At 62.0% G+C, this 23,154-nt stretch carries 24 protein-coding genes; 14 read left to right on the forward strand and 10 right to left on the reverse strand.

Annotation, left to right across the window (positions count from 1 at the left end; all coding sequences use genetic code 11):
* Positions 1 to 561 precede the first annotated feature (561 nt).
* Positions 562 to 1,506 carry a LysR family transcriptional regulator gene (locus tag CIC12_RS23775; RefSeq protein ID WP_168667561.1) on the reverse strand — a complete coding sequence of 315 codons (945 nt, stop codon included), beginning with the start codon at positions 1,504 to 1,506 and terminating at the stop codon, positions 562 to 564.
* Between the two features lie 133 nt (positions 1,507 to 1,639).
* On the opposite strand from CIC12_RS23775, the gene CIC12_RS23780 reads away from it, so the two are divergent.
* Together CIC12_RS23780 and CIC12_RS23785 are read left to right on the forward strand one after the other, a co-directional pair.
* Entirely contained in the window at positions 1,640 to 2,404 is a 765-nt protein-coding gene (locus CIC12_RS23780; RefSeq protein WP_168667563.1) for an SDR family oxidoreductase, read from the forward strand.
* Positions 2,405 to 2,477: 73 nt separating this feature from the next.
* Positions 2,478 to 3,269: an SDR family NAD(P)-dependent oxidoreductase gene (locus CIC12_RS23785; protein ID WP_168667728.1), complete on the forward strand. Its 792-nt coding sequence runs from the start codon at positions 2,478 to 2,480 to the stop codon at positions 3,267 to 3,269.
* Between the two features lie 168 nt (positions 3,270 to 3,437).
* On the opposite strand, the gene CIC12_RS23790 is transcribed toward CIC12_RS23785, so the two are convergent.
* Together CIC12_RS23790 and CIC12_RS23795 are read right to left on the reverse strand one after the other, a co-directional pair.
* The gene (locus CIC12_RS23790; protein WP_174772168.1) at positions 3,438 to 3,869 is read right to left on the reverse strand and encodes a DUF3331 domain-containing protein; all 432 of its coding nucleotides are present in this window, start codon (positions 3,867 to 3,869) and stop codon (positions 3,438 to 3,440) included.
* A gap of 31 nt (positions 3,870 to 3,900) precedes the next feature.
* A complete protein-coding gene (locus CIC12_RS23795) occupies positions 3,901 to 5,193 on the reverse strand; it encodes an NAD(P)/FAD-dependent oxidoreductase (RefSeq protein WP_168667565.1) in 1,293 nt (430 codons plus the stop codon).
* A gap of 140 nt (positions 5,194 to 5,333) precedes the next feature.
* Between CIC12_RS23795 and CIC12_RS23800 the strand changes: the two genes are divergently transcribed.
* Positions 5,334 to 6,005, forward strand: a complete 672-nt coding sequence (locus tag CIC12_RS23800; protein ID WP_168667567.1) for a TetR/AcrR family transcriptional regulator — start codon at positions 5,334 to 5,336, stop codon at positions 6,003 to 6,005.
* 399 nt (positions 6,006 to 6,404) lie between these two features.
* Here CIC12_RS23800 and CIC12_RS23805 read toward each other — a convergent pair whose 3' ends face one another.
* Genes CIC12_RS23805 through CIC12_RS23815 form a run of 3 tightly spaced genes read right to left on the reverse strand, consistent with a single transcriptional unit; the run spans position 6,405 to position 8,548 of the window.
* The gene (locus CIC12_RS23805; RefSeq protein ID WP_168667569.1) at positions 6,405 to 7,004 is read right to left on the reverse strand and encodes an NADPH-dependent F420 reductase; all 600 of its coding nucleotides are present in this window, start codon (positions 7,002 to 7,004) and stop codon (positions 6,405 to 6,407) included.
* A 28-nt stretch (positions 7,005 to 7,032) separates the two neighbouring features.
* The gene (locus CIC12_RS23810) at positions 7,033 to 7,800 is read right to left on the reverse strand and encodes an SDR family NAD(P)-dependent oxidoreductase (protein WP_168667570.1); all 768 of its coding nucleotides are present in this window, start codon (positions 7,798 to 7,800) and stop codon (positions 7,033 to 7,035) included.
* A 13-nt stretch (positions 7,801 to 7,813) separates the two neighbouring features.
* Entirely contained in the window at positions 7,814 to 8,548 is a 735-nt protein-coding gene (locus CIC12_RS23815) for an SDR family NAD(P)-dependent oxidoreductase (protein ID WP_168667571.1), read from the reverse strand.
* A 105-nt stretch (positions 8,549 to 8,653) separates the two neighbouring features.
* Between CIC12_RS23815 and CIC12_RS23820 the strand changes: the two genes are divergently transcribed.
* Positions 8,654 to 9,595 carry a LysR family transcriptional regulator gene (locus tag CIC12_RS23820; RefSeq protein ID WP_168667572.1) on the forward strand — a complete coding sequence of 314 codons (942 nt, stop codon included), beginning with the start codon at positions 8,654 to 8,656 and terminating at the stop codon, positions 9,593 to 9,595.
* A gap of 521 nt (positions 9,596 to 10,116) precedes the next feature.
* Here CIC12_RS23820 and CIC12_RS23825 read toward each other — a convergent pair.
* Complete coding sequence (locus CIC12_RS23825) at positions 10,117 to 10,698, reverse strand: NnrU family protein (protein ID WP_168667573.1); 582 nt, start codon at positions 10,696 to 10,698, stop codon at positions 10,117 to 10,119.
* 651 nt (positions 10,699 to 11,349) lie between these two features.
* On the opposite strand from CIC12_RS23825, the gene CIC12_RS23830 reads away from it, so the two are divergent.
* From CIC12_RS23830 to groL, 3 genes are all read left to right on the forward strand, one after another.
* Positions 11,350 to 11,676, forward strand: coding sequence for a proline dehydrogenase family protein (locus tag CIC12_RS23830; protein ID WP_238812854.1), 327 nt, complete (start codon positions 11,350 to 11,352; stop codon positions 11,674 to 11,676).
* Positions 11,677 to 12,074: 398 nt separating this feature from the next.
* A complete protein-coding gene (gene groES, locus CIC12_RS23835) occupies positions 12,075 to 12,365 on the forward strand; it encodes a co-chaperone GroES (RefSeq protein ID WP_168667574.1) in 291 nt (96 codons plus the stop codon).
* A 54-nt stretch (positions 12,366 to 12,419) separates the two neighbouring features.
* Entirely contained in the window at positions 12,420 to 14,060 is a 1,641-nt protein-coding gene (gene groL, locus CIC12_RS23840; RefSeq protein WP_168667575.1) for a chaperonin GroEL, read from the forward strand.
* A gap of 144 nt (positions 14,061 to 14,204) precedes the next feature.
* Here the strand turns inward: groL and cysC are convergent, their stop codons facing one another.
* The 3 genes from cysC to CIC12_RS23855 form a co-directional block, all read right to left on the reverse strand.
* Positions 14,205 to 14,831, reverse strand: a complete 627-nt coding sequence (gene cysC, locus CIC12_RS23845; RefSeq protein ID WP_168667576.1) for an adenylyl-sulfate kinase — start codon at positions 14,829 to 14,831, stop codon at positions 14,205 to 14,207.
* A 17-nt stretch (positions 14,832 to 14,848) separates the two neighbouring features.
* Positions 14,849 to 16,060 (reverse strand): chondroitin 4-O-sulfotransferase, encoded by a 1,212-nt coding sequence (locus CIC12_RS23850; protein WP_168667577.1) that lies wholly within the window; start codon positions 16,058 to 16,060, stop codon positions 14,849 to 14,851.
* Between the two features lie 210 nt (positions 16,061 to 16,270).
* Positions 16,271 to 17,131, reverse strand: coding sequence for a hydroxymethylpyrimidine/phosphomethylpyrimidine kinase (locus CIC12_RS23855; protein WP_168667579.1), 861 nt, complete (start codon positions 17,129 to 17,131; stop codon positions 16,271 to 16,273).
* Between the two features lie 288 nt (positions 17,132 to 17,419).
* Between CIC12_RS23855 and CIC12_RS23860 the strand changes: the two genes are divergently transcribed.
* The 7 genes from CIC12_RS23860 to CIC12_RS33325 all read left to right on the forward strand — a co-directional run.
* Positions 17,420 to 17,590, forward strand: coding sequence for a rubredoxin (locus tag CIC12_RS23860; protein ID WP_006047743.1), 171 nt, complete (start codon positions 17,420 to 17,422; stop codon positions 17,588 to 17,590).
* A gap of 246 nt (positions 17,591 to 17,836) precedes the next feature.
* Positions 17,837 to 19,258 (forward strand): hypothetical protein, encoded by a 1,422-nt coding sequence (locus CIC12_RS23865; RefSeq protein WP_168667581.1) that lies wholly within the window; start codon positions 17,837 to 17,839, stop codon positions 19,256 to 19,258.
* Positions 19,259 to 19,503: 245 nt separating this feature from the next.
* Positions 19,504 to 20,082 carry a YqgE/AlgH family protein gene (locus CIC12_RS23870; RefSeq protein WP_168667583.1) on the forward strand — a complete coding sequence of 193 codons (579 nt, stop codon included), beginning with the start codon at positions 19,504 to 19,506 and terminating at the stop codon, positions 20,080 to 20,082.
* Positions 20,079 to 20,519 (forward strand): Holliday junction resolvase RuvX, encoded by a 441-nt coding sequence (ruvX, locus tag CIC12_RS23875; protein WP_168667585.1) that lies wholly within the window; start codon positions 20,079 to 20,081, stop codon positions 20,517 to 20,519. The genes CIC12_RS23870 and ruvX overlap by 4 nt, the downstream gene beginning before the upstream one ends.
* The gene (gene pyrR, locus CIC12_RS23880) at positions 20,506 to 21,024 is read left to right on the forward strand and encodes a bifunctional pyr operon transcriptional regulator/uracil phosphoribosyltransferase PyrR (RefSeq protein ID WP_168667587.1); all 519 of its coding nucleotides are present in this window, start codon (positions 20,506 to 20,508) and stop codon (positions 21,022 to 21,024) included. Before ruvX ends, pyrR begins: the two co-directional genes overlap by 14 nt.
* 185 nt (positions 21,025 to 21,209) lie before the next feature.
* Positions 21,210 to 22,235: an aspartate carbamoyltransferase catalytic subunit gene (locus CIC12_RS23885; RefSeq protein ID WP_168667589.1), complete on the forward strand. Its 1,026-nt coding sequence runs from the start codon at positions 21,210 to 21,212 to the stop codon at positions 22,233 to 22,235.
* 140 nt (positions 22,236 to 22,375) lie between these two features.
* A partial coding sequence (locus CIC12_RS33325; protein WP_238812856.1) for a dihydroorotase occupies positions 22,376 to 23,154 on the forward strand: 779 nt, incomplete at its 3' end.

The raw sequence follows: 23,154 nt of genomic DNA on the forward strand, positions 1-23,154 counted from the left end.
CGTGTTGAGGTTGAGTCAGAAAACAGCGGGGCGAGTATAAGAGCGCAGGAGCAGCATCAGACTATTTCCAGCCTGGATTGGACTGTTACGTTTTCTCAAGTTAATCCGTCATGAATTCGTAGCAATTCTGCAGACGCCCCTGCCAGAAAAGGCGCAGTGACTCAGTGAGCCGCCTATTCCGGACGAGTCACTGTGGCATCGAAGCGACGAAATTTATCGGTGTCAGCCGGTGTGTGCGCACCGATCGGGCACGCAGTGGCTGGCTAAGTCTTGATCTTCGAATCGCAGGCCTGAATGGCTGCAATTCGTCGACGTTTGGCCGTGGGTGGAAGTTGGCCGAGGGGCCGTGATGGGTCGACCACCGCCGGACATGGAGCGGACCACCAGTGCGGTCTGGCGGGATTGGCATTTGCCCGCGGTCGATCCGGTGCGTTCGCCGTGGGCGCGGATTCGGCCAGTTTAGGGGCGTCGGCGGCTGCTATCGCGCAGGCATTCGAATGTCGTCTGCACCGAGGCGGCGGACGTCCGCGCGAATTCGTGTCCCGACGTTCGTTGGCCCCTTCAACTCGTCCTCGACGTCACATCTGTCCGGTTTGTGTCGTCCCCATCCCATGGGGGCGTCCCGCCGAACGCATTGACCAGGAAATCGATCATGACACGCACTCTGGCGCTCAGGTGTCGACGGCTCGGGTACATGGCGAGTATGTCGATCTCGGGCAGGCGATACTCCGGCAATACGTGAACGAGCGTGCCGGCCCGTACGTCGTTGCCGATCAGGAATGTGGGTTGCCAGATCACGCCTTGCCCGGCGAGCGCTGCGGCGCGCGCCGTATCGCCGTTATTCGTATGCATGTGACAGTCGACCTTCACCATGTGAGTCTTGCCGCCACCGTCGATCAGTTGCCACTCATCGCCGGTGGCTGCGTAGGTGTATCCGATGCAGCGATGTTGGACCAGGTCCGCTGGTGCTGCTGGCATTCCCGCGCGAGCCAGGTAGTCCGGCGACGCGCACAGAATGTTTTTCGATGTCGCCAGTTTGCGAGCTGCATGGTTGGAGGAACCGGCTCGTGAAATGCGGATGGCGAGATCGTAGCCTTCATCGACGATATCGACGACGCGGTCAATCAGCCCAACGTCGACTTCGATGCCGGGGTACTTCCGCATGAACTCCGGCCATAGCGGCGCCAGATACAGAATGCCGAAGCTCACGGGCGCATTGATGCGCAGACGCCCGCGGGGCTCGACCGATGCCGAGGACACCAGCCCTTCCGTCTCGGCGACATCGTCGAGAATGGACTTGCAGCGGGCGTACAGCGTCTCGCCGCCCTCGGTCAGAGAGAGCGTGCGTGACGTGCGATTCAGCAGGCGCGTGCCCAGGTGCGCTTCCAGCTCGTTCACATAGCGGGTCACGTTGGCGGGCGACGTGCCGAGCACATCCGCGGCGCGCGCAAAGCCGCCACGGCTTACCACCGTCACGAAAACCTCGAAGGCACGCAAACGGTCCATTCAGACCTCCCATCATTCACAAAAGCTGTTTGATACGACCATGTTTTCGGCCTTTCCACCATCGGGACTGAAGCCTATATTCCTCTCACGGGCCACGGCATAGGGCACTGGCCGGATACTCAGGAGAGAGTGCATGCAACGCTTGACCGGAAAAGTCGCTATCGTGACCGGTGCCAGTGCAGGCATCGGCCGCGCTACTGCGAAGCTGTTCGCGAAAGAGGGCGCCAAGGTGGTGCTTGCCGCCCGTCGCGCGGCGGAACTCGACACGCTCGTCGCGGAGATCGCTAGCGAAGGCGGCGAAGCCGCGTATCTCGCAGGCGACGTGCAATCCGAGGACTTCGCGAAGGCGCTGGTGGAACTTGCAGTCGGCCGTTTCGGCCGTCTGGACATCGCCTACAACAACGCCGGTACGCTGGGCGAAATGGGCCCGAGCACCGGCATTTCCGAAGCCGGTTGGAACGCCGCGCTGGCGACCAACCTGACCAGTGCGTTCCTCGGAGCGAAGCACCAGATACCCGAAATGCTGAAGCAAGGTGGCGGATCGATCATCTTCACGTCGACGTTTGTCGGTTATTCGTTCGCGTTTCCCGGCACTGCGGCCTATGCGGCGAGCAAGGCCGGACTGATCGGTTTGACGCAGGCGCTCGCCGCCGAGTACGGCGCGCAAGGTGTGCGCGTCAACGCGGTGTTGCCGGGCGCCGTGGACACGGAGATGTATCGCGACATGAACGACAGCGACGAATCGCAGGCGTTCGTCACCGGGCTGCATGCACTCAAGCGCGTCGCAAAGCCGGAAGAACTGGCGCGTTCGGTGCTGTATCTCGCGTCGGACGATTCGTCCTTCGTGACGGGCACCGCCTCACTGGTCGATGGTGGCGCATCGATTACCCGTACGTGAAACTCCGGGCGGCATCCGGCACTCAAGCCCCGATGCCGCCATCCTTACTTCATGCATAGAAAGGAAACCACTCATGGACTTGAATCTCACAGGCAAACTCGCACTGGTGAGCGGCAGCACAGCCGGCATCGGTTTCGCTATCGCCAGCACATTGGCGCAGGAAGGCGCTCGTGTGATCGTGAACGGCCGCTCGCAGTCATCCGTGGATGACGTGGTCGCACGACTGAAAGCCGAGACGGGCACCGACGTGCAGGGATTTGCGGGCGACCTCAGTACGGCCGCTTCAGCAGAAGAACTCGCACGGCGCTATCCGAACGTGGAAATTCTGGTGAACAACCTGGGCATCTTCGAGCCCAAGCCGTTTGAAGAGATTCCCGACGCGGACTGGCAGCGGTTCTTCGACGTCAACGTCTTGAGCGGGGTGCGTCTCGCTCGCCTGTTTCTGCCTGCAATGAAGAAGGCAAACTGGGGGCGTGTCATTTTCATTTCGAGCGAAAGCGGGGTGCAGATTCCAGCCGAAATGATCCACTACGGGATGACGAAAGCCGCTCAGCTTGCGGTCTCGCGCGGACTGGCCGAAGCGGTTGCGGGCACGGGCATTACGGTCAACAGCGTGCTGCCCGGGCCAACGAAATCGCGGGGAGTGGGTGATTTTGTGGAATCGCTTGCGAAGGCCGATGGTAAGTCGTTCGAAGCGTTCGAGAAGGAGTTCTTCGAGAAGGTGCGTCCCACATCGCTCATCAAGCGATTCGGTTCGCCGCAGGAAATCGCCTCGCTCGTGGCCTATGTCGCCAGTCCGCTTTCGTCGGCCACGACGGGAGCTGCGTTGCGAGCCGACGGCGGGGTTATCAAGAGCGCTTTCTAGATCCACGCCAGCAGTGGGCCGTGCTCTGTGCAAGGTTTCTCGATCAATATTCCGACGCAACGGGCCCGGCTGCTGCGCTTCCTTCGTGAGCCACCTGACGATCGGCCATCGGCCGGGCCCGATCTGCATTCTCGCCCTGGCGTGGCTTTTGGTTACCTGTTGGCAGCTCTATGAAGTCGGGTAGCTCGTTGGACTCGAATCACATTCATCGGTAAAGCCGAGCTCGACGACTGTTGCAAGCATCATGGCAGCCGCGTTGGCTGGAGGCGGCTCGACCTTTGAGGGGCGGTAGATCGCATCGCCCGCGGCGATGCTCTGTCCGCTCAAGGCGCATGTACCCGATCGTCTGGCTGTCGCCAGGCGCCAAACCTGTTCGCCATACTTGCACCCTCGGGGATCGCTCCACGATACGGTGGCCGTTCGTGGACTGGGTCGATCAAGCAGCGCGATCGCAACGTCTTCATTCTTGACCGGCAAACCGCTTGATCCGTGCGAATCGACTATATGCCTGACTCGCGCGATCAATTGATGCGCGCATCCCGCATCGAGTTGGCCGACAGTGCGCTGCCATGCCATGTCGGCGCTCACGCATTGATCCATGACAGTACTCCCGTCAAAAGTGGGGTGGCGTTCAGCTCATTCGTATCTTCGGCTGAACGAGGCCATTGATCCGCTCGGCGGTCCACAGCATCATGGCCTTGCCGAACCCGTGCAGAGCCTGCTGATGTTGCCGGTAGAGCATGGCGTGGCTGATCTGCGCGAAACGTCCCTTGATGAACCCGCCACGGAAGAATCCGAACTGCCCGAGCGTTCCAAATGCGTTGTAGTCGCTCAGCGACACCAGCGCGCCGAAGTCGTGAAATGCAAAGTCGGGCAATGAGCCGCCGCCGAGCCAGCCCGGCAAGTGCCTGGCGAGATGTTGCGCCTGTTGCGTGGCGACTTGCGCCGTGGGTGCCAGAGCACGTTCATTGCCGGCGAGCGTCAACGTCGCGCAGTCGCCGAGGGCGAATATTGTGTCGTCGTCCTGCGTCTGCAGGCTTGGCCTGACGATGATCTGATTGGAACGATTGGTCTCGATCCCATCCAGTTTGCTTAGAAAATCAGGCGCCTTGACGCCTGCCGCCCATACCATCAAATCCGCCGGCTGCTGGCTGCCATCGCCCAACCGGAGTGCATCGGGTTCGGCGGCGGTCACTCGCGTGTCCGTTCGAACCGTGAAACCGATCTGCCGTAACTGTGCCTCGCTGGACGCCGACACCGCCGGCGGAAACCCCGCCAGTACGCGCGGTGCGCTTTCATAAAGGGTGAGTTTCAGACGCGAGCGGATGCTGGGGTCGCCGTAACTGGACGCCACTTCGAGCAAGCGGCTCAATTCGGCGGCCAGCTCGACGCCGGTCGCTCCCGCGCCGACGATAGACACGCGCAACGGGCTATTCCTCACAACGCTCTGAAATATGCGGATTCGCAATGCTTCGTTGAAGACTTCAGCCTGTGCCTGGCTGTCAATGAAATGGCAATGGTCGAGTATGCCCGGGGTGCCGAAGTCGTTGGCGCGACTACCTAACGCAAGTATCAGTACATCGTATTCGACCGTGCGCGGGCCGATCACAACTTCACCGCCCTTCGAACGCAACGCGGCCAGCCTGACGATGCGCGCATTGCGGTCCAGGCCCTCCATTTCGCCCGGCTGATAGCTGAAGCCGTGGTCGCGGGCGTGCGCGAGATAGATGATCTGCTGTTGCTGGATATCGCGCGTGCCTGCCGCGATCGTGTGCAGCATGGGCTTCCACACATGGGTTGCGCTTTTGTCGATCAACGTGACTTGAGCGCGGCCGCTGCGGCCAAGCGTGTCGCCCAGTCTGGTCGCGAGCAGAAGTCCAGCGATGCCGCCGCCGACGATGACGATCCGGGTGGTCTGGCGCATAATCAGATATTCTACGAGTGATGAATTAAAGTGCGATAGTAAGGTTTCGACAGGTTCATGTCAAACCGGTGCCGCGGCTATTCGCGGTGCGACACCCGCTAAAATTCGTAGCTTTCCCTGAACACGAACTTCCATCGCCGATGAAACACCCTGACCATCCTGCCCAGTGCACCGAGGCGACTCCCACGCCGCGCCGGTCGCGTGGCCGTCCAGCGTGCCGCGACGCGGGCGGCGCCGACGCATTGCTTCGCAGCGCCCGAGGGGCGTTCGCGAGGAGCGGCTATGAGGCGACGAGCGTGCGCGAAATCGCCAGGGCGTCGGGTGTCGATCCGGCGCTGGTCGCGCATCACTACGGCTCGAAGGAAGCGCTGTGGATCGCCGTGGTGGACCAGATTGCCGACGAAGCGGCTCCCATGGTCGCGAAGGCTACCGCCTTGCGGGAGACGTCGGGTCTCGGACCGCGAGCGCGTGTCGAGGCCGCCGTGTCGATTCTGATCGACCAGGTGTTTCTCACGCCGGACGTCGGCATGTTTTTTTCGACTGCCGCAACCGAAACGGGAGAGCGCCTTGACCTGCTGATCGAGCGGGTGGTGCGGCCGTTTCATGACGTGTTCGTGCCGTTGCTGATCGATGCTATCGACGCAGGTGAGATTCCGCGGCAGGATCCCCACATCATGTTCATGATGCTCGCCAATGGCATCAGCAAAACCGTCGCCTATAGCCATGTGCTGAGTCCGTTCACTTCCTTACCGCGGCGCGCCAGGGAATTCAAACGTGCTGTTCTGACGACTGCGTTAGCCATGCTCGGCTGAACCGCCACGACCCGAACGCCGCTCTCGCCAATCCGCCGCAAAGCGGTCCTTTAGATGGTGTCGGTGAGCGACCGGGTCGGGTAGGTTTGATGCGTACGCCGTCGGCCTGGTCGGCCAACATCGGCTATTCGCGCTCGGGCTTCAATGGACGTTCGAGTGGCCGTTACGCTCGGAAACTAGCCTTCGCGAACGGTTACCTGACCAGGCTGTTGGAACGTAATTTTGAAATTTTCCGGCGTTCTACCATCATCATCACCTGGCATTGGGTCGGAGCGCTTTACACCCCCAGTGATGGAAGCGACTGACGATGAGACCCCCGCCAAGATACCTTGGAACAAGGGCAAGCTCACGGACCAGAAGCCGCCGCTGAAACTCGGCGAAATGTCCGGAAACCGTGGTTCATCGGTCGAACTTGATCAAGTCCTTGAAGATCAGTTGCCCCCAGCTATTTCCGCGCGCATGCACAAGCAGGCCGCCTTCAGAGAGCCCGCCAAGTTTGATTGGCGCGAAACCGAGTTTTTCCGCAAGCGCGCCAACCTCCGCTGCGGCTCGGTCATCGCCGCTCGCCAGAAACACGACTCTCCTGCCACCGTGTACGGCCGGGTCCTGGTCGAGGACGGCAGCGACCAGATGGTTGAAGCCTTTCACCAGATTGGCGCCGGTGAACGCCTTCGCGACGACTGCAGAGGATGGAAGACCGTCCAGTTCCTCAAGCGGGGCTTGCGTGTTCATTGCGTCGACAATGATCTTTCCCTTCCAGTCGGGCAGCGCCTTTGCGACCTCCGGGTGCGATTCGAAACGGACAGCCAGAAAGATGATCTCGGCGTTGACGGCTTCCGACAGGGTTGTGGGAATGATAGTGGGCCCGATCACGGCCGCATGGGATGCAAAGCTCGCCGGGTCACGCGTGGTTGCAACGGATACTTCGATGCCGTTGCGGGCAAACGTCCTGGCCAGAGCCTGGCCGATCTTGCCGAAGCCGATGATTGCGTAGCTCATGAGATTCTCCTTCGGTTTTTCGGCAGGGTCAGAGCTTGTAGCCGCCGCTCGCTTCAATCGTCTGGGCGGTTACCCAATGACCATCGTCGGAGGCCAGGAACGCCACGACGGCAGCGATTTCTGAAGGTTCGCCGAAGCGTCCCAGCGCGATTTCGGCCTCGGCTGCCTTCACGAGTTCGGGATTCTCCCGGAAGGCGGCGTTCGCGTCCGTTCGCGTGTAACCCGGCGCTACACTGTTCGCAGTAATTCCGCGCGGCCCCAGCTCGGCCGCGAGCGCGTGGGTCAGGTTGTTGATGGCCGCTTTGGCCATCGAGTAGACGGGTGCTGCCGTCACGGGCTTCGTGGCGGCAGCGGAAGAGATGTTGATGATGCGTCCGCCATCGGCGAGACGATCCAGAGCGGCCTGAACGATGAAGAAAGGTGCGCGGGCGTAGACCGCCATCAGGGTGTCCCAACTGTCCGGTGTCGCGTCCTTGAAGCCAACCCAGCCGGAATTGCCTGCGTTGTTGACCAGAATGTCGAGGGCTTTGCTTCCGTTGCGCCGGGTGAATTCCTCGTCGAGTCTCTCGAACAAGGCCGGGACGCTCGCCGGATCAACGAGATCTGCATGGACCGCGAACGCAGTGCCTCCGGCTTTCTCGATGGCCGCGACCGCCTCGTCTGCTCCGGATTTGTTGGCGTTGTAGCTCAGCGCCACTGTCGCACCGTCCTTGGCAAGACGTTCGGCGATGGCACGGCCAATGCCACGCGATGCCCCGGTAACGAGAGCGGTTTTGCCCTTTAATGATTGTGTCATTTGATTTTTCTCCTCAGAGTTGCGCCAGACCGCCGTCGACGGCGACCTCGCTGGCGGTCATGAAGCTGCTGTCCGATGACGCGAGAAAGGCGGCCACGGCCCCGATTTCCGCCGGATCGGCCATGCGCTGAAGCGGATTCATCGAGGCGAAGACCTTCTGGCCTTCCTCGCCTAGCGCTGCCTTCGCGAGTTCGGTCGCGGTCGGCCCGGGCGACAGCACGTTGACCCGGATGCCGGTGCCCTTCAGGTCCTCCGCCCAGGTACGGGCGAGGTTGCGCACGGCCGCCTTGCTCGCGCTGTAGGCGCTGAATCCCGGGGCACCCGTGGTGCCCGCGCTCGATCCGGTCAGGATGATCGAACCGCCCTGGCCCATGAGCGGCATCGCCTTCTGGACCGTGAAGACCGTTCCCTTCACGTTGGTGTCGAAGGTCTCGTCAAGGTGCTCGGGGGTGATCTGGCCCAGCGGAAGCGGGCTTCCCGTCCCGGCATTGGCGAAGACGATGTCCAGGGTTCCGCGCTCGGCCCTCACCGCCGCGTAGAGTCGGTCGAGGTCGGCCAGATCGGTGACCGAGCCCTTCACTGCGCGGGCATGGGGCCCGAGGGCGGCCACAGCGGCGTCGAGCGCTTCCTGCCGCCGGCCGAAGATGAAGACGAACGCGCCCTCATCGATGAAGCGCTTAGCTGCGGCGCGGCCGATGCCGGTAGCGCCACCGGTGATCACGGCGGTCTTTCCATTCAGTCTGTTCATGTCATGCATCCTTTGAAACAAAAGCGACACCACCATTCTGAAGCTCTTGATTCATGAAGCCAATTGACCGAATATCTATAAGTGCCATCTACTTTCTAGATATCTGTGCTAGATAACGTCACCATCAATCAACTTCGGGCGTTCGTCGCCGTGTGCGACGAGGGAAGCTTTTCCGGGGCAGCACGGCGGCTGAGGCGTGCACAGTCAGCGATCAGTCATGCGATCAGCGCGCTCGAGAGTGCCTTCGACGTGGTGCTGTTCGAGCGCAACACTCGCAAAGCGACGCTGACGGCCGCTGGCCGCAGCCTCCTGCCTGATGCTCGAGGTGTGATCTCGCGCACCGAGGAAATGAAGATGCGCGCGGTTGCCATTGCTGAAGCTGGAGTCCCACAGGTCTCGGTTGCCGTGGATACCTACTTTCCGCGTGCGCACCTGATCGAATGCCTGCGCACCCTGCAGGCGGACTTTCCAACGGTGGCGATCAATCTGCGCATGACGACCATGCAAGACGGCGAGCGTTTGGTTTTCGAAGGCATCTGCGCGTTGGCGGTGACGATCACGGACGTGCCGGAGCTGAGCCCCGGCACCATAGAAAGGCAGCATCTATGTGACGCGCAAATGGTGACCGTTTGTGCGCCGTCGCATCCGCTGGCCGCAATCCCGGGGCCGATCCCGCGGGAGGAATTTGGCCGGCACATCCAGCTCGTCGTAACCGACAATCAGCCCGATGCGGAAAAGACACAACAGGGGGTCGCCAGTGAACGCCAGTGGCGGGTGAATGACCTCGGCGCGAAGCACGATCTGCTCAGGGGAAGCTTATGCTGGGGGCACATGCCGCATCACATGGTCGTGGAAGACCTCGCGAAGGGAACGCTTGTCGAACTCCAACGGCGCGCATGGCACATGCGGCCCCTCACGTTCATGATCTCGCAGCGGCGCGGGTACTCGTTTTCCGAATGTGAGGCACGGCTGGTCGAGCTCCTTGGCAATCGTCGGCCCTTCTCAAAGGATGGGAAGGCCAAGGCCAGCGTAACGCGCGGTCGCTGATGGGTTGCTCCGCGACGTGGCGGTGCAAACCGTGTGTGAGCATCGGCCACGTTCGGTCAACTCCTGCCATTCGCCGATGCCCGCCTGCAGACGCTTCCGCGAACGATTATCCAGCCGCCTGCGCGATAAGCCACGCCCCCGAGAAGGCTCCCTACAAGTACCGGCAACGGGAAGCGCGACAACCCCGGCCAGCTTGACGTGGGCGAAAGCATGAAAGCCGTCGAAGTGTCGTTCAGCCTCCCTATCCCGATAATCTGTCCGCTGGCGTTGATATCGGACGCATCCTGCAGATGCCATCCAGGATCGGAAATCAGCGTGTCCAGAAGCGTCGTCGTGCTGTTTTGATAGAGGAAGGCTCCAAATGAAAGCCACCGCCAGCAGTCCCAGAAAGACTATGTTGTTCTGATCGAAGGGATAGCGGTCGGGACAGTAAAAACTAGTCCGAGACTGTACCAATTGCGACGAATCAATTTCAAACTGACGTCCCTCTGCAGAGTGAAGGCGTTCGCGGCACACAGGCTTCACCCCATCGGCTTCGTACCAATCCACCACCCGTGGAGAAAATACGCGAACGCAATCCAGGCGACGACGCCGACAACGACAGGAATCAAGTCGCGTGAGAGGCCTCCATCGGGATAGTAGACAATACCTTCGACACGATCGCGCCGTCGCGCAGCCGCGAAATCGAACAGCCCCCAAACGAGAAACGCGCCGAACAGCAAGACCGCGTTCAGCGTCCCGTTTGCCAGCAGATGAGCCAATGCCCACAGCACGGCACTGATCGTCATTGGATGCTTGACCAGCGCCTCGAAGTGATTGCCCCGGACATACGCAGCCGGAAAGAGGATGAATGCCACGAGAGTAAGCACGCTTGCAAAATGCGGCGCCCATGCTGGCGGCGACCACAGCATGACTGGCTCACGCCGTGCAATCCCGTATCCCCAGATAATCAACGCCAGTCCGATTATCGACACGACGGAATACGCCGCCTTCCAGCCCATCTCGCCCATTCGGGCGATCCGCGCCTTGCGCCATTCTTCCGCGAAAATCCGGACCGAATGCGAACCAAGGAATATCAGTAGACCCAGGATCAATACCGACATGACGGGCTCCTCGCAACGGATGTCGATAGAGGTCGACAGATGGCCACGATTGTCCCGCATGATGCCGGCTGTGCCAACATGGGCGCGGACACTCGTGCGACCCCCATCGCCACTATTTGCGGTATTGGCCGATCGCGTCGGAGACACGCGGACTTTGGGCCGGGTCGCTGGTTCCGGTCGAGTAGGCAAGGAACGCAGTACGGGCGCAAGCGGCTATGTCGACGAACCGCTGCTTGAATGGATTCCGCCGTATTTCGAGGCCGCCTCGATCGTGGATCGGGCTTCGTTCGCAGGCGTCCTTGGCTGCATGCTCCGGAACCTGGATGCCGATCGCCAGCAATCATGTTGGCAGTCTTGGCTGTCGCGCTACTGGAAGAACCGTATCGCCGGCGCCCGGCTTCGCTGGACCCCGCGGAGATCAACGAAATGCTCGACTGGGTGCCGCATCAGACGCAGGGGTTCGAGAAAGCCATTTCCGTGGCCGTTGCAATGGCACGGACATCGATCGAGCACTCGGCTGCCAGAGGCGAAGGAGCATCTTGTCGACGGTGCATCAATGGATCGGGCCGCGATCAACCCACTCTTCGTTCGGCACGTTTCGACCGCAATTAGGCGGGACCATTCGTCGGCATTGCAACGCACGATGCACAATTGATCGATCCTCTGACCAATTGGCTGCAGCGCGAACAAATCGACAGGTCACGATTCGAGTTCGAGATGTTGCTGGGGGTGTGTGAACCGCTGCGTGACGCTCTGCATGCGCAAGGATTTAACGTTCGCGTCTCCGTGCCGCACGGGCATGACTGGTATGGCTACAGCACTCGGCGAATCAAAGAAAATCCACGTATTGCGGGATATATCCTGTCGGCGATGATACGTAGCCATCGGACTCGCCAGCAGTTACAGCGCGAGCGGTGGATCGGGACCGAGCAGATCGTTGCCGCGGACCGCGTCATGTATTCCACTTTCCGAGTGTAGATAAGAGTGAGATGAATTGAGAGGGTTTACCCTGAACGCAATCGCAAGCGTTACTTTTGCAAGGCGATTGTCGTCAGAAGTCGCTAGGTGACCCAGCAGCGTGCAACCCGGCAGCGCGGCGACTCGGCATCTAAGCCATTGTTTTTTCAGGGGTGTGCCCTGTCGCGGAATCCCCGACGCGGGTCGCGAGTTCAACCTTAAGTGAACCAGGTTCAAAGTTGAGTGAATCTCGACACTCGACATGAGTCCCGCCAACGCCGCGCCAACCTTCTTGAATTTGTCACCACGCATCCATATAATTAGCACTCGCTGCACGAGAGTGCTAACAACATCGCCGGTTGGCTCGGCCAATCGGGTTTTCTCAGCGTTCTTCAGTCTCAATCAAGAGAGGAGTATGTATGAACCTTCGTCCTTTGCATGATCGCGTGATCGTCAAACGTCTGGATCAAGAAACCAAGACCGCGTCGGGCATCGTGATCCCCGAAGCCGCAGCGGAAAAGCCGGATCAAGGCGAAATCCTCGCAGTCGGCCCGGGCAAGCGTGACGACAAAGGCGCACAAGTCGCGCTCGACGTGAAGGTTGGCGACCGTGTCCTGTTCGGCAAGTATGCAGGTCAGACCGTCAAGGTCGACGGCAACGAACTGCTCGTGATGCGCGAAGAAGACATCATGGCCGTGGTGCAGAAGTAAGCGCAAATCCGCTACTTTTCCCGGTCATATCCAAAGATTTCAAGGAGTTAGAAGATGGCAGCTAAAGACGTCGTATTCGGTGATTCCGCCCGTGCCAAGATGGTTGAAGGCGTGAACATTCTCGCGAACGCTGTGAAGGTCACGCTGGGTCCGAAGGGCCGCAACGTTGTCCTGGAACGCAGCTTCGGCGGCCCGACGGTCACCAAGGACGGTGTGTCGGTCGCAAAAGAGATCGAACTGAAAGACAAGCTCCAGAACATGGGCGCGCAAATGGTCAAGGAAGTTGCTTCCAAGACCAGCGACAACGCAGGTGACGGCACCACGACCGCAACGGTTCTGGCTCAGTCGATCGTCCGTGAAGGCATGAAGTACGTCGCATCGGGCATGAACCCGATGGACCTGAAGCGCGGTATCGACAAGGCTGTTGCAGCTGCGATCGAAGAACTGCGCAAGATCAGCAAGCCGTGCACGACCAACAAGGAAATCGCTCAGGTCGGCGCGATCTCGGCGAACAGCGATTCGTCGATCGGCGACCGTATCGCTGAAGCGATGGACAAGGTCGGCAAGGAAGGCGTCATCACCGTCGAAGACGGCAAGTCGTTGCAAGACGAGCTGGACGTTGTCGAAGGTATGCAATTCGACCGCGGCTACCTGTCGCCGTACTTCATCAACAACCCGGACAAGCAAGTTGCTGTGCTCGACAACCCGTTCGTGCTGTTGCACGACAAGAAGGTGTCGAACATCCGTGATCTGCTGCCGGTACTTGAGCAAGTCGCGAAGGCTGGCCGTCCGCTGCTGATCATCGCCGAAGACGTCGAAGGCGAAGCACTGGCAACGCTGGTGGTGAACAACATCCGCGGCATTTTGAAGACCGTTGCTGTGAAGGCTCCGGGCTTCGGCGATCGTCGTAAGGCAATGCTGGAAGACATCGCGATCCTGACCGGCGGTCAGGTCATCGCTGAAGAAACCGGCCTGACGCTCGAGAAGGCAACGCTGGCTGAACTGGGCCAGGCAAAGCGTATCGAAGTGGGCAAGGAAAACACGACGATCATCGACGGCGCTGGCGAAGCTGCCAACATCGAAGCACGTGTGAAGCAAGTTCGCACGCAAATCGAAGAAGCAACGTCGGACTACGACCGTGAAAAGCTGCAAGAGCGCGTGGCCAAGCTGGCAGGCGGTGTTGCGGTGATCAAGGTCGGCGCTGCGACCGAAGTCGAAATGAAGGAAAAGAAGGCACGTGTCGAAGACGCACTGCACGCAACGCGCGCAGCTGTGGAAGAAGGCATCGTGGCTGGCGGCGGCGTTGCGCTGATCCGTGCACGTACGGCAATCGCCGGCCTGAAGGGCGCTAACGCCGATCAGGACGCAGGTATCAAGATCGTGCTGCGCGCGATGGAAGAGCCGCTGCGCCAGATCGTCACGAACGGTGGCGAAGAAGCGAGCGTCGTGGTGGCAGCTGTTGCTGCTGGCCAGGGCAACTACGGCTACAACGCGGCAACCGGCGAGTATGTCGACCTGGTTGACGCAGGTGTCGTGGATCCGACGAAGGTGACGCGCACGGCGCTGCAAAACGCAGCATCGGTCGCTGGCCTCCTGCTGACGACCGACGCAGCTGTTTGCGAACTGCCGAAGGAAGATGCACCGATGCCTGGCGGCATGCCCGGTGGCATGGGCGGCATGGGCATGGACATGTAATTCCGCTTGGGCCTCCTTGCGAGGCCCGGTTGGAAGCGCATGGGGAAGTACGCCGCAAGGCGTGCTTCTCAAAAGAAAAAACCCGCAGAAATGCGGGTTTTTTCTTTTGAGCGCAGTGAAAGAGAGGGTGGCGGGCTTGCGATGTTACGCGCCGGCTTCCTGGCCCGCCGTCGCCAGCGAGTGCTCGCGCAAGTGGGCAAATATGCGGGCGACGCTTTCTCCTGGCGTCAGCGCGGCCGTATCGATGCGAAGCTCGGGGTCGTCGGGGGTTTCATAAGGGGCCGACACGCCGGTAAACGAACTGATTTCGCCGGACAAGGCTTTCGCGTAGAGGCCTTTCGGATCGCGACGTGCGCACGTATCGAGCGGCGCGGAGAGATAGGTTTCGATAAATTTGTCTCGCCCGATAATGTCGCGCGCCATCGTCCGGTCTTCCCGCATCGGCGAGATGAGGGCGGCGATGACAATGAGGCCCGCGTCGTTCATCAGTTGGGCGACATGCGCTACGCGGCGGATATTTTCATGTCGATCTTTCCTGTCAAAGCCGAGATCGCGAGCCAGGCCGTGGCGGACGTTGTCGCCGTCGAGCACGTAGCACGCATGGCCCAAGCCGACGAGTTGCCGTTCCAGTTCAAAGGCGATCGTGGATTTGCCCGCTCCGGAGAGACCGGTGAGCCAGACGGTGACCGGTCTTTGACGAAAGATGCGCATCCGGTCCTGAGTGCCGATTGCGCCGTGGCAACGTTGCACGAAAGTGGGGGACTGTTCCATGGTGAGTTCCTCGGCGCTCAGGCGCAGTGCCAGCCTTGCCGCCAGATTCCCGCGTTGTTCAGGCTCTCTGGCGAATTGGCGATTGCAACGTGAAAGCCGCCCAGAACATGGGCCGGCAGCGGAATGGAGAATCCGCTGTGGGCGCTCGGGTAGCCTGCGCCAGCCACGTCGGGGCGCGGCTCGCCGCTCCAGCCTCTCGCGACGACCTCGTCGCCCACCCGAACCTCGAGCGGCACTTTTTCTTCTGGCCGGCTGAGATTGACGGCCCAGCCCGTCACCGCGCCGTCGCCAACCGTGTCGACAAAGCCTTCGAACATGTCCGCGAGAACGGGCTGGCGGCTTTGCGCGAACTCCAGATAGGCATTGATCGGTGCGAGATCGAATCGGCGGATAACGCTCTCGACTTTGGCGAGGAACGCTTCGTCAAAGCCGAAAACCGTCGAACTGTAGATGTGCGGGTTTTCAAGCTGATTGATTTCCTTCTGAATGACGTGGACCAGTTCCAGCGCATTAGAAAAGACGGGACCCGCATTATCCACCTGGGTTTTGATCAGCCGTTTGGCGTCGTGAAAGAGTTCGTAATCGAGGCGATTGTCGTCCAGAAACTTTTGTCTGGCTGCATCGCTTAAAGGACTGTCGCCTTTCGGCGTGCCGATCGTTCTATTGGCTTCGAAATAGAACGGCAATTTCAATCCGCTCATGCCGGCGAGCCGAAGTAAAAATTCGCTCATGTTCTCGCAGAGGCCGACCGTGCCGATATGCTGGCGTAGATGGCTTTGCGCGAGGGCAAGGCTGCTTTGGTTGAGCGAGGAGTGACCGCTCAGCATCTGGACAAACAGATTTTTGCCCGCAAGCGATTCACCGACCCATTCGTCGAGGGACATCGCGCCTTGCTGAACGAGGGCCTCGGGCGTCGACACGCTCACGCCCCGCTTGACCTCCCCGTTCTTGCCGCTCGCGGCATACCAGTAATGCGATATCTGGCGCGCGAGCGGGTCGCGCAGAATGGTGCAGTAGCGCACCGGATGCTTGATTGTCCGGTGTATGCCATACGGGTGATGGCCGCCGCCGATGCCGCTTACCAGCAGTTTGGCGCGGCAGCTTGCCCAACCTTCCCGATCCCATACGAAATTCGCGAACCGGTCTTTACCCATATTCAGATCGAAAAATGAAATGACGGTGGAGCCGCCGCTTTTCGGAGGATGGATGAAAAAAATCGGAAAGGGCATATGGAGACATATGTCAAGTTCGTGAATGGTCAAGTCTAGCGTGGCGTCTGGCACCACGTTGTAACGTTTAATTACGCGATGCGGCGGTCGGTAATGCTGTGCAAGCAGAATTTATGCTAGATCAATAAAATGGAACCGGGAATAAAAAAACCCGCACAAATGCGGGTTTGATATACATGCGGTGTTCACCGCGGGGCAACAGTCAACGAGTCAGTGCCGCGCTTCGCCCGGCGCAGCGTCCTTGCCAGAGGTCGGTGGCGCTTCGTCGTCGCTGCTGCGCGCCCAGAAGAAACGGTCCGGCATATACGCGCCCATGCCCGGCCGAAACGCATTGCGCACCGCCTGATACAGGTACTCCTGTGCCTCGCGCACTGCTTCCGCAGGTTCCTGGCCATTGGCCAGCAGCGCGGCGATCGCCGACCCGAGCGTATCCGTCAGGCCCATGATCCGATGGCTGCCACGGTCCCACATGTCCTGGCGCAACTGGCCGTCTTCGCTGAAAAGCGTATTGACGAGCCGATGCGTGCCGGTTTCCGTCGACAGAATATATTCGCAGCCCTGCGACAGCAGATGCGAGATCGCGGCGTCCAGACTCGGCGCTTCCGCGTCGCCATCCGGCTGGGCGAGCGCGAGGAGCGTGGCCGAATCGGCGACCAGCAGGGTGGTTTGCGGCGCGAGCAGATCGGCAATTGCTTCGCGCAGTTCGTCGGCGGCGAGCACGTGTTCGTCGTCGAGCGTGAAGTCGGGGGCGAGAATCAGCGGAATGTCGTCGTAATCGGCGACGACTTCGGCAATCGCGCTCACCACTTCCGCGCGCGTGCAGGCGCCGACCTTGAACGCGGCGATAGGCATGTCTTCGAGCAGCATCCGCGCCTGGGTCGCGACGACTTCGGGGTCGAGTCCGGTGACTTCGTCGCAGCTCGCCGAGTCGCGCACGGTGTAGCCCGTGAGCACGGAAACGCCGTGGCAGCCCATGCTGGCAAGGGTCATCAGGTCGGCTTGCAGGCCTGAGCCGCCGGTGGGGTCGGAAAGGCCGAAGGTGAGGACGATCGGAGGCGTGTCGCTGGGCATGAAGATTGACAAAGAGGTGCAGGATTTTGGCGCGGGAGGTGCGCAATCGGCTCAATTATGCGGCCTAATCCGTTGCGGGGGCGTTTTTTTGCATGCGTGAGCTGGTTCTCGTCAGGGGGCGGCGGCTCGTGTGGCGGTACGCCGCGAGTGCGTTGCAGCGGGCACGCACAACACGGGAGCCGTGCCGCCGCAGGTGGCCAGTGCGCGTTTCTGATTGCTAGGCATTGGGGCGGCAACACGGTACCATCATGGCTCCCGTTTCCACGGACTCTACGACGCGACACAAGAATGGAATATCAAAGCTGGATGTGCCTGATTTGCGGCTGGATTTACGACGAAGAAGCCGGTTTGCCGGACGAAGGCATTGCGCCGGGCACGCGCTGGGAGGACGTTCCCATCAACTGGACCTGCCCGGAATGCGGCGCGCGCAAAGAAGACTTCGAGATGGTCCAGATCTGAAATCCGTCGGGTAGCCGTTATTGGCCGGCTGCAGCCCGGAGCCTATTGCACGCGAGCGGCAGCTGCCCACGTGCCCGCTGCGCCGCCGGCGCCCGAAGTGCTGCCCCACCGCGTCGGCGCGGAACGTCGTCGACTGTGCCGTGTCGCAACGGTAGTCTGTCATTGTCCTGTCGCCGGTTCGCGCGTTAGCCAATCAGTCTGCGTGCAGCGTGAAGCGGCGGCCCGTCAGCTTCCTGTCGCCTGCCCATGACTCTTCGATCCGCTGCACCCGTTTCCTTCGACGCTTTCCCCAATCCGCGCGGCGGCGCCGTTCGGCCCGCGGAGCTGGCGCTAGCCGAGGCGTCGTTGGCATTCGAACAGAATCACGAGAGCGCGTCGGCGTTGCTGCGTGCGTCGCACGCGCTGCGCACAGCCGGCTGGCTCAGCGCACAGCGTTTCGCGGATGCGCTGGTGCGACTTTCGCCGCTCACAGCGGGCGATCCGTCGGACGCACACAGCGCGCGGCCTGTCTTCGGCGCGGCATTGCGCGACTTTCGCGCCGCGCTCGAGCGCCACAATCTGCGCGAGCTGTCCTGCTCACCCAAGCTGTTCGATCATTACCGCGCGCTGTGTGCGCATCTGTCCGAGCACACGCCCGGTTCCACCGTTGCTTTCGAAGATCTCGCGCTGAGCGCGCGTCCAGTGCCGCCGGCGTCGCTGCATGCGCAGTCTGTCGACCAGTTGGCTCACCTGCGCGCGCGTTATGAGCGCGCGCTGCTGCCGGTGCTGCGCTCGCAGGCCGACACCGGCAGCGCGGCGGCGCTGGCCGTCACCAACGCGGCCCTCGACGAACTGGATGCCGTCTTCACCGAGCTTGCCGGCCCAGACCCCTACGATTTCTGGCGTCTTGCCAAAGCCTGCGCGAAGGCCCTGCGGGTCGGCGGCCACGCGACCGGCGAAACCGAGGCGCGGCGCTTCTACGCGCGCTGCAATCTGGCGCTGGCCGATCACGCGCGCGGCGTCGAGCGCGCGCCGCACTCGCTGGTGCGCGCGACCCTGGCGCTCTTGTGGCGTGACTACGCCTTGTTCGGCGCCGCGGCGGAAGATGCCGATCAGGTCGAGGTCTTGCACGACTACGGCCTGACCGTCGACTGGCACGTGGCGGGCACCCAGTCGTCGGAAATGCTCTGGGAGGCGGGCGCGGTCGAGGCGCAGTCGATCAGCGCGACGCGCGTCTCGCTGACCCGCGATCTGGGCGTGCTGACGGTCAACGCAAACGCCTACGAAGATTTCCTGCAGACGGCGGATGGGTCGATCGCCGCATTGACCGAGCACGCCCGCGCGGCTGATCAGCCGGAGAGAGCCGATCCCGGCGAAGCGCTGCAGGCGGGCGATGCCGCCTACCGGCTCGGCTCCGCCGCGTGCGCGCTGGGCCTCGGTCACGTGGCGCTGCTGGCCGATGCGCTCGGGCTTGCGTGGCGCCGGCGTGCGCACGCCGAGGTGTCGACGCCAGCGGTGCGCGCGCATGTGATCGTCGGCGCGCCGGCGGCCGGCACGCTCGAACAGGCGGCCGAAGCGCTGCGCGCGATGCTGCACAAGGTCGCCGCGGGCGTCGCGCCGCCGGGCGGCGGGCTCACGCAGACGACGCTCGCCACGCTGACGCGCGCGATCGAGCAGGGCGGCGGGTGAGTTGTGGTTTCGGGCGTTTCCCTGTCCCAGCCTCACCTCCCCGCGACCTCGCCACTGCGCGAGGCCGAAACCCCGCCCCGCCCCGTACCGCCCGCATGCCTCAACCACACCGTGGCCCGAGCCCGCGTGCGTGATAGAGTGCAACTTGATTCGTCGTCGATGGCTCGCGGCATGTTTCATGACACGTACCGCGGTTGCACGCTCAAAGCCCGCCATCCTGCATCGTCTTTGCTAAAATCCGAACTATGTCCAAGAGTACCGATCGCATCAATCTGACCAACCAGTTCCTGATCGCCATGCCGAACATGGCTGATCCGACGTTTTCAGGAACGGTGGTCTACCTTTGCGATCACAGCGAGCGCGGCGCGCTCGGCCTCGTGATCAACCGGCCGACCGACATCGACCTCGAAGCGCTCTTCAATCGCATCGACCTCAAGCTCGAAATCGAACCCCTTCTTCATGTACCCGTGTATTTCGGCGGCCCGGTGCAAACCGAGCGTGGCTTCGTGCTGCACGACCCGAAAGACGGCAACGCCTACACGTCGTCGATGTCGGTGCCGGGCGGTCTGGAAATGACCACCTCGAAAGACGTGCTCGAAGCCGTTGCGAGCGGCACCGGTCCGGAACGTTTCCTGCTCACGCTCGGCCACGCCGGCTGGGGCGCGGGTCAGCTCGAAGCAGAGATCTCGAAGAACGGCTGGCTGACGGTCGAAGCCGACCCGAAAATCGTCTTCGACGTGCCCGCCGAAGAGCGTCTCGAAGCCGCGCTCGCACTGCTCGGCATTTCGCTGTCGATGCTGTCCGGCGAGGCGGGCCACGCATGAGCGTGCCGGCCGGACGTGAGGCGACGCTGCTTGCGTTCGACTACGGTGAAAAACGCATCGGCGTGGCGGTCGGCAACTCGCTGACACGCAGCGCGCGCCCGCTCGTGATCGTGCAGAACCGCAGCCGTGAATACCGCTTTGAAGAAGTCGGCAAGCTGATCGCCGGGTGGCGGCCGGACGCGCTGGTGGTTGGCTTGCCGATGCACCCGGACGGCACGCCCCACGAAATGACCCAACTCGCCAAGCGCTTCGGCAATCAGCTGAACGGCCGCTTCAATCTGCCGGTAACGTGGATCGACGAGCGCTATTCGTCGGTCGAGGCGAAAGCGGAAATCCGCGCGGGCAAAGGCCGCGCCGATATGCTCGACGCCGAAGCCGCCAGCATCATCCTCCAGCAATATCTAGACGGACTTTCCGACGATCATGAGTTCCATTGACGCCGAAGCGCTTTATCGCGCGTTGCTCGACCAGATTCGCGCGGTCCATGGCGATCAGTCCGGCTTCGTGCTGGCCGGCATTTACAGCGGCGGCGCGTGGCTTGCCGAGCGGCTCGCGCGCGACCTGAACCTGCCGAGCTTCGGCGTGGTGAACGTTGCGCTGCATCGCGACGACTACGCGAAAAAAGGCCTGCATTCGCAGGCGAGCCCAACGTCGCTGCCGTTCCCGGTCGACGGCGCGCGCATCGTGCTGGTCGACGACGTGCTCTACACCGGCCGCACGATTCGCGCGGCGCTCAACGAGCTGTACGACTATGGCCGTCCGGCGTCGGTCGAGCTGGCGGTGCTCGCCGATCGCGGCGGACGCGAGTTGCCGGTGGCGGCGCGCTTTGTCGGCGGCGTGGTGAACGTGCCCGCCGACGCCACGCTCGTGCTGGCCCGCGCAGAGAACGGCGAAGCGGGCGCATCGCGTTTCACTTTTCACACCGAAGCACGCGTCGATTGAACCCGGCGCGACACAGCGGGCGGCGCCGCATCCGGCCGCGCATCGCGTCACGGATCGGGCAAACCACGCAAAAGAATTTGACGGCGGCCGTCGCCGCATGGCGCGCGAAGGCCGGCGCAAAATCGTCACACGCAGTCAGCATCGACATCGATCACGTTGAAGCCCGTATTTGAAGCAGGTACACCATGAACACCGCCACCCAGGCCCCGCAGGATTTCGCCGACAGCGCCAGTGAGCGCTTCCGCTATGGCTTCCTGAAGGGCAACCCGCAGCTCACGAAAAACGGCGAGCTCAAACATCTGTTGTCGATCGAAGGTTTGCCCAAGGCGATCGTCAACCAGATCCTTGATACCGCCGACCAGTTCGTCAGCGTGACCGACCGTGAAGTGAAGAAGGTGCCGCTGTTGCGCGGCAAGTCGGTGTTCAACCTGTTCTTCGAGAACTCGACCCGCACCCGCACCACCTTCGAAATTGCCGCGACGCGTCTGTCGGCGGACGTACTAAATCTGAACATCAATGCGTCGTCGACCAGCAAGGGCGAGTCGCTGCTCGATACGATCAACAACTTGTCGGCGATGCATGCCGACATGTTCGTCGTGCGCCATGCATCGAGCGGCGCGCCTTACCTGATCGCCCAGCACTGCGCGCCGCACGTGCACGTGATCAACGCCGGCGACGGCCGTCACGCACACCCGACCCAGGGTCTGCTCGACATGTACACGATCCGCCACTACAAGAAGGATTTCACGAAGCTGCGCGTGGCGATCGTCGGCGACATTCTGCATTCGCGGGTCGCGCGCTCGGACATCCACGCGCTGACCACGCTCGGCGTGCCGGAAGTGCGCGCGATCGGTCCGCGCACACTGCTGCCGGGCGGTCTCGAACAGATGGGCGTGCGAGTGTTCCACAATCTCGACGAAGGTCTGAAGGACGTCGACGTGATCATCATGCTGCGCTTGCAGAACGAGCGCATGAGTGGCGCGTTGCTGCCGTCGGCGCAGGAGTACTTCAAGAGCTGGGGCCTGACGCCGGAGCGTCTCGCGCTCGCCGCGCCCGACGCGATCGTGATGCACCCCGGTCCGATGAACCGCGGCGTCGAAATCGATTCGCAGGTGGCCGACGGTCCGCAATCAGTGATTCTGAATCAGGTGACTTTCGGTATCGCGGTGCGCATGGCGGTGATGGGCATCGTCGCGGGCAACCACGATTGAGTGCGCCCGGTTCGGGCGCTGCGCCGCAACAGGCGCGGCGGCATCGAGTCACACCGTTATCCCGGCATCCACACGCAGTACGACCCGCGCGTAACTCACGCGTGGTTTAGCTGAATACCAAGCTGAACATAAGGCAGCGCATGAAGATTCATATTCAAGGCGGCACGCTGATCGACCCGGCAGCGGGCACCGAACAGCAGCAAGACATTTTCATCGCGGCGGGCAAGATCGTCGCCATCGGCGAGGCGCCTGCCGACTTCCACGCGGCGAAGACGATCGACGCGAAGGGCCTGCACATCGCGCCGGGCCTCGTCGACCTGTCCGCGCGTTTGCGCGAGCCTGGCTACGAACACAAGGCGACGCTCGAATCCGAAATGGCCGCGGCGCTCGCGGGCGGCGTGACGAGCCTCGTCTGTCCGCCGGACACCGACCCGACCCTCGATGAACCGGGCCTTGTCGAGATGCTCAAGTTCCGCGCGCGCAATCTGAATCAGGCGCACGTGTACCCGCTCGGCGCGTTGACGGTCGGCTTGAAGGGGCAGGTCATCACGGAGATGGTCGAGCTGACCGAAGCAGGCTGCATCGGCTTCTCGCAGGCCGACGTGCCGGTGGTCGACACCCAGGTGCTGATGCGCGCGCTGCAATACGCGAAGACTTACGGCTACACCGTGTGGCTGCGTCCGGTGGACGCCTACCTCGGCAAGGGCGGTGTCGCCGCGAGCGGCGCGCTGGCGTCGCGGCTCGGGCTCTCGGGCGTGCCGGTATCGGCGGAAACGATCGCGCTGCACACCATCTTCGAACTGGTGCGCGTAACGGGCGCGCGCGTGCATCTGTCGCATGTGTCGTCGGCGGCGGGTATTGCGCTCATGCGCGCGGCGAAGGCCGAGGGCTTGCCGGTATCGTGCGACGTCACCGTGAA

Source organism: Paraburkholderia sp. SG-MS1 (assembly GCF_012275575.1).
In the GTDB taxonomy this organism is placed as follows: Bacteria; Pseudomonadota; Gammaproteobacteria; order Burkholderiales; family Burkholderiaceae; genus Paraburkholderia.

What these genes read in the sequence shown, in the direction of transcription:
- CIC12_RS23775 (WP_168667561.1), bottom strand. Translation starts at nt 1,506, where the DNA reads ATGGACCGTTTGCGTGCCTTCGAGGTTTTCGTGACGGTGGTAAGCCGT.
- CIC12_RS23780 (WP_168667563.1), top strand. Translation starts at nt 1,640, where the DNA reads ATGCAACGCTTGACCGGAAAAGTCGCTATCGTGACCGGTGCCAGTGCA.
- CIC12_RS23785 (WP_168667728.1), top strand. Translation starts at nt 2,478, where the DNA reads ATGGACTTGAATCTCACAGGCAAACTCGCACTGGTGAGCGGCAGCACA.
- CIC12_RS23790 (WP_174772168.1), bottom strand. Translation starts at nt 3,869, where the DNA reads ATGGATCAATGCGTGAGCGCCGACATGGCATGGCAGCGCACTGTCGGC.
- CIC12_RS23795 (WP_168667565.1), bottom strand. Translation starts at nt 5,193, where the DNA reads ATGCGCCAGACCACCCGGATCGTCATCGTCGGCGGCGGCATCGCTGGA.
- CIC12_RS23800 (WP_168667567.1), top strand. Translation starts at nt 5,334, where the DNA reads ATGAAACACCCTGACCATCCTGCCCAGTGCACCGAGGCGACTCCCACG.
- CIC12_RS23805 (WP_168667569.1), bottom strand. Translation starts at nt 7,004, where the DNA reads ATGAGCTACGCAATCATCGGCTTCGGCAAGATCGGCCAGGCTCTGGCC.
- CIC12_RS23810 (WP_168667570.1), bottom strand. Translation starts at nt 7,800, where the DNA reads ATGACACAATCATTAAAGGGCAAAACCGCTCTCGTTACCGGGGCATCG.
- CIC12_RS23815 (WP_168667571.1), bottom strand. Translation starts at nt 8,548, where the DNA reads ATGAACAGACTGAATGGAAAGACCGCCGTGATCACCGGTGGCGCTACC.
- CIC12_RS23825 (WP_168667573.1), bottom strand. Translation starts at nt 10,698, where the DNA reads ATGTCGGTATTGATCCTGGGTCTACTGATATTCCTTGGTTCGCATTCG.
- groES (WP_168667574.1), top strand. Translation starts at nt 12,075, where the DNA reads ATGAACCTTCGTCCTTTGCATGATCGCGTGATCGTCAAACGTCTGGAT.
- groL (WP_168667575.1), top strand. Translation starts at nt 12,420, where the DNA reads ATGGCAGCTAAAGACGTCGTATTCGGTGATTCCGCCCGTGCCAAGATG.
- cysC (WP_168667576.1), bottom strand. Translation starts at nt 14,831, where the DNA reads ATGGAACAGTCCCCCACTTTCGTGCAACGTTGCCACGGCGCAATCGGC.
- CIC12_RS23850 (WP_168667577.1), bottom strand. Translation starts at nt 16,060, where the DNA reads ATGCCCTTTCCGATTTTTTTCATCCATCCTCCGAAAAGCGGCGGCTCC.
- CIC12_RS23855 (WP_168667579.1), bottom strand. Translation starts at nt 17,131, where the DNA reads ATGCCCAGCGACACGCCTCCGATCGTCCTCACCTTCGGCCTTTCCGAC.
- CIC12_RS23860 (WP_006047743.1), top strand. Translation starts at nt 17,420, where the DNA reads ATGGAATATCAAAGCTGGATGTGCCTGATTTGCGGCTGGATTTACGAC.
- CIC12_RS23865 (WP_168667581.1), top strand. Translation starts at nt 17,837, where the DNA reads ATGACTCTTCGATCCGCTGCACCCGTTTCCTTCGACGCTTTCCCCAAT.
- CIC12_RS23870 (WP_168667583.1), top strand. Translation starts at nt 19,504, where the DNA reads ATGTCCAAGAGTACCGATCGCATCAATCTGACCAACCAGTTCCTGATC.
- ruvX (WP_168667585.1), top strand. Translation starts at nt 20,079, where the DNA reads ATGAGCGTGCCGGCCGGACGTGAGGCGACGCTGCTTGCGTTCGACTAC.
- pyrR (WP_168667587.1), top strand. Translation starts at nt 20,506, where the DNA reads ATGAGTTCCATTGACGCCGAAGCGCTTTATCGCGCGTTGCTCGACCAG.
- CIC12_RS23885 (WP_168667589.1), top strand. Translation starts at nt 21,210, where the DNA reads ATGAACACCGCCACCCAGGCCCCGCAGGATTTCGCCGACAGCGCCAGT.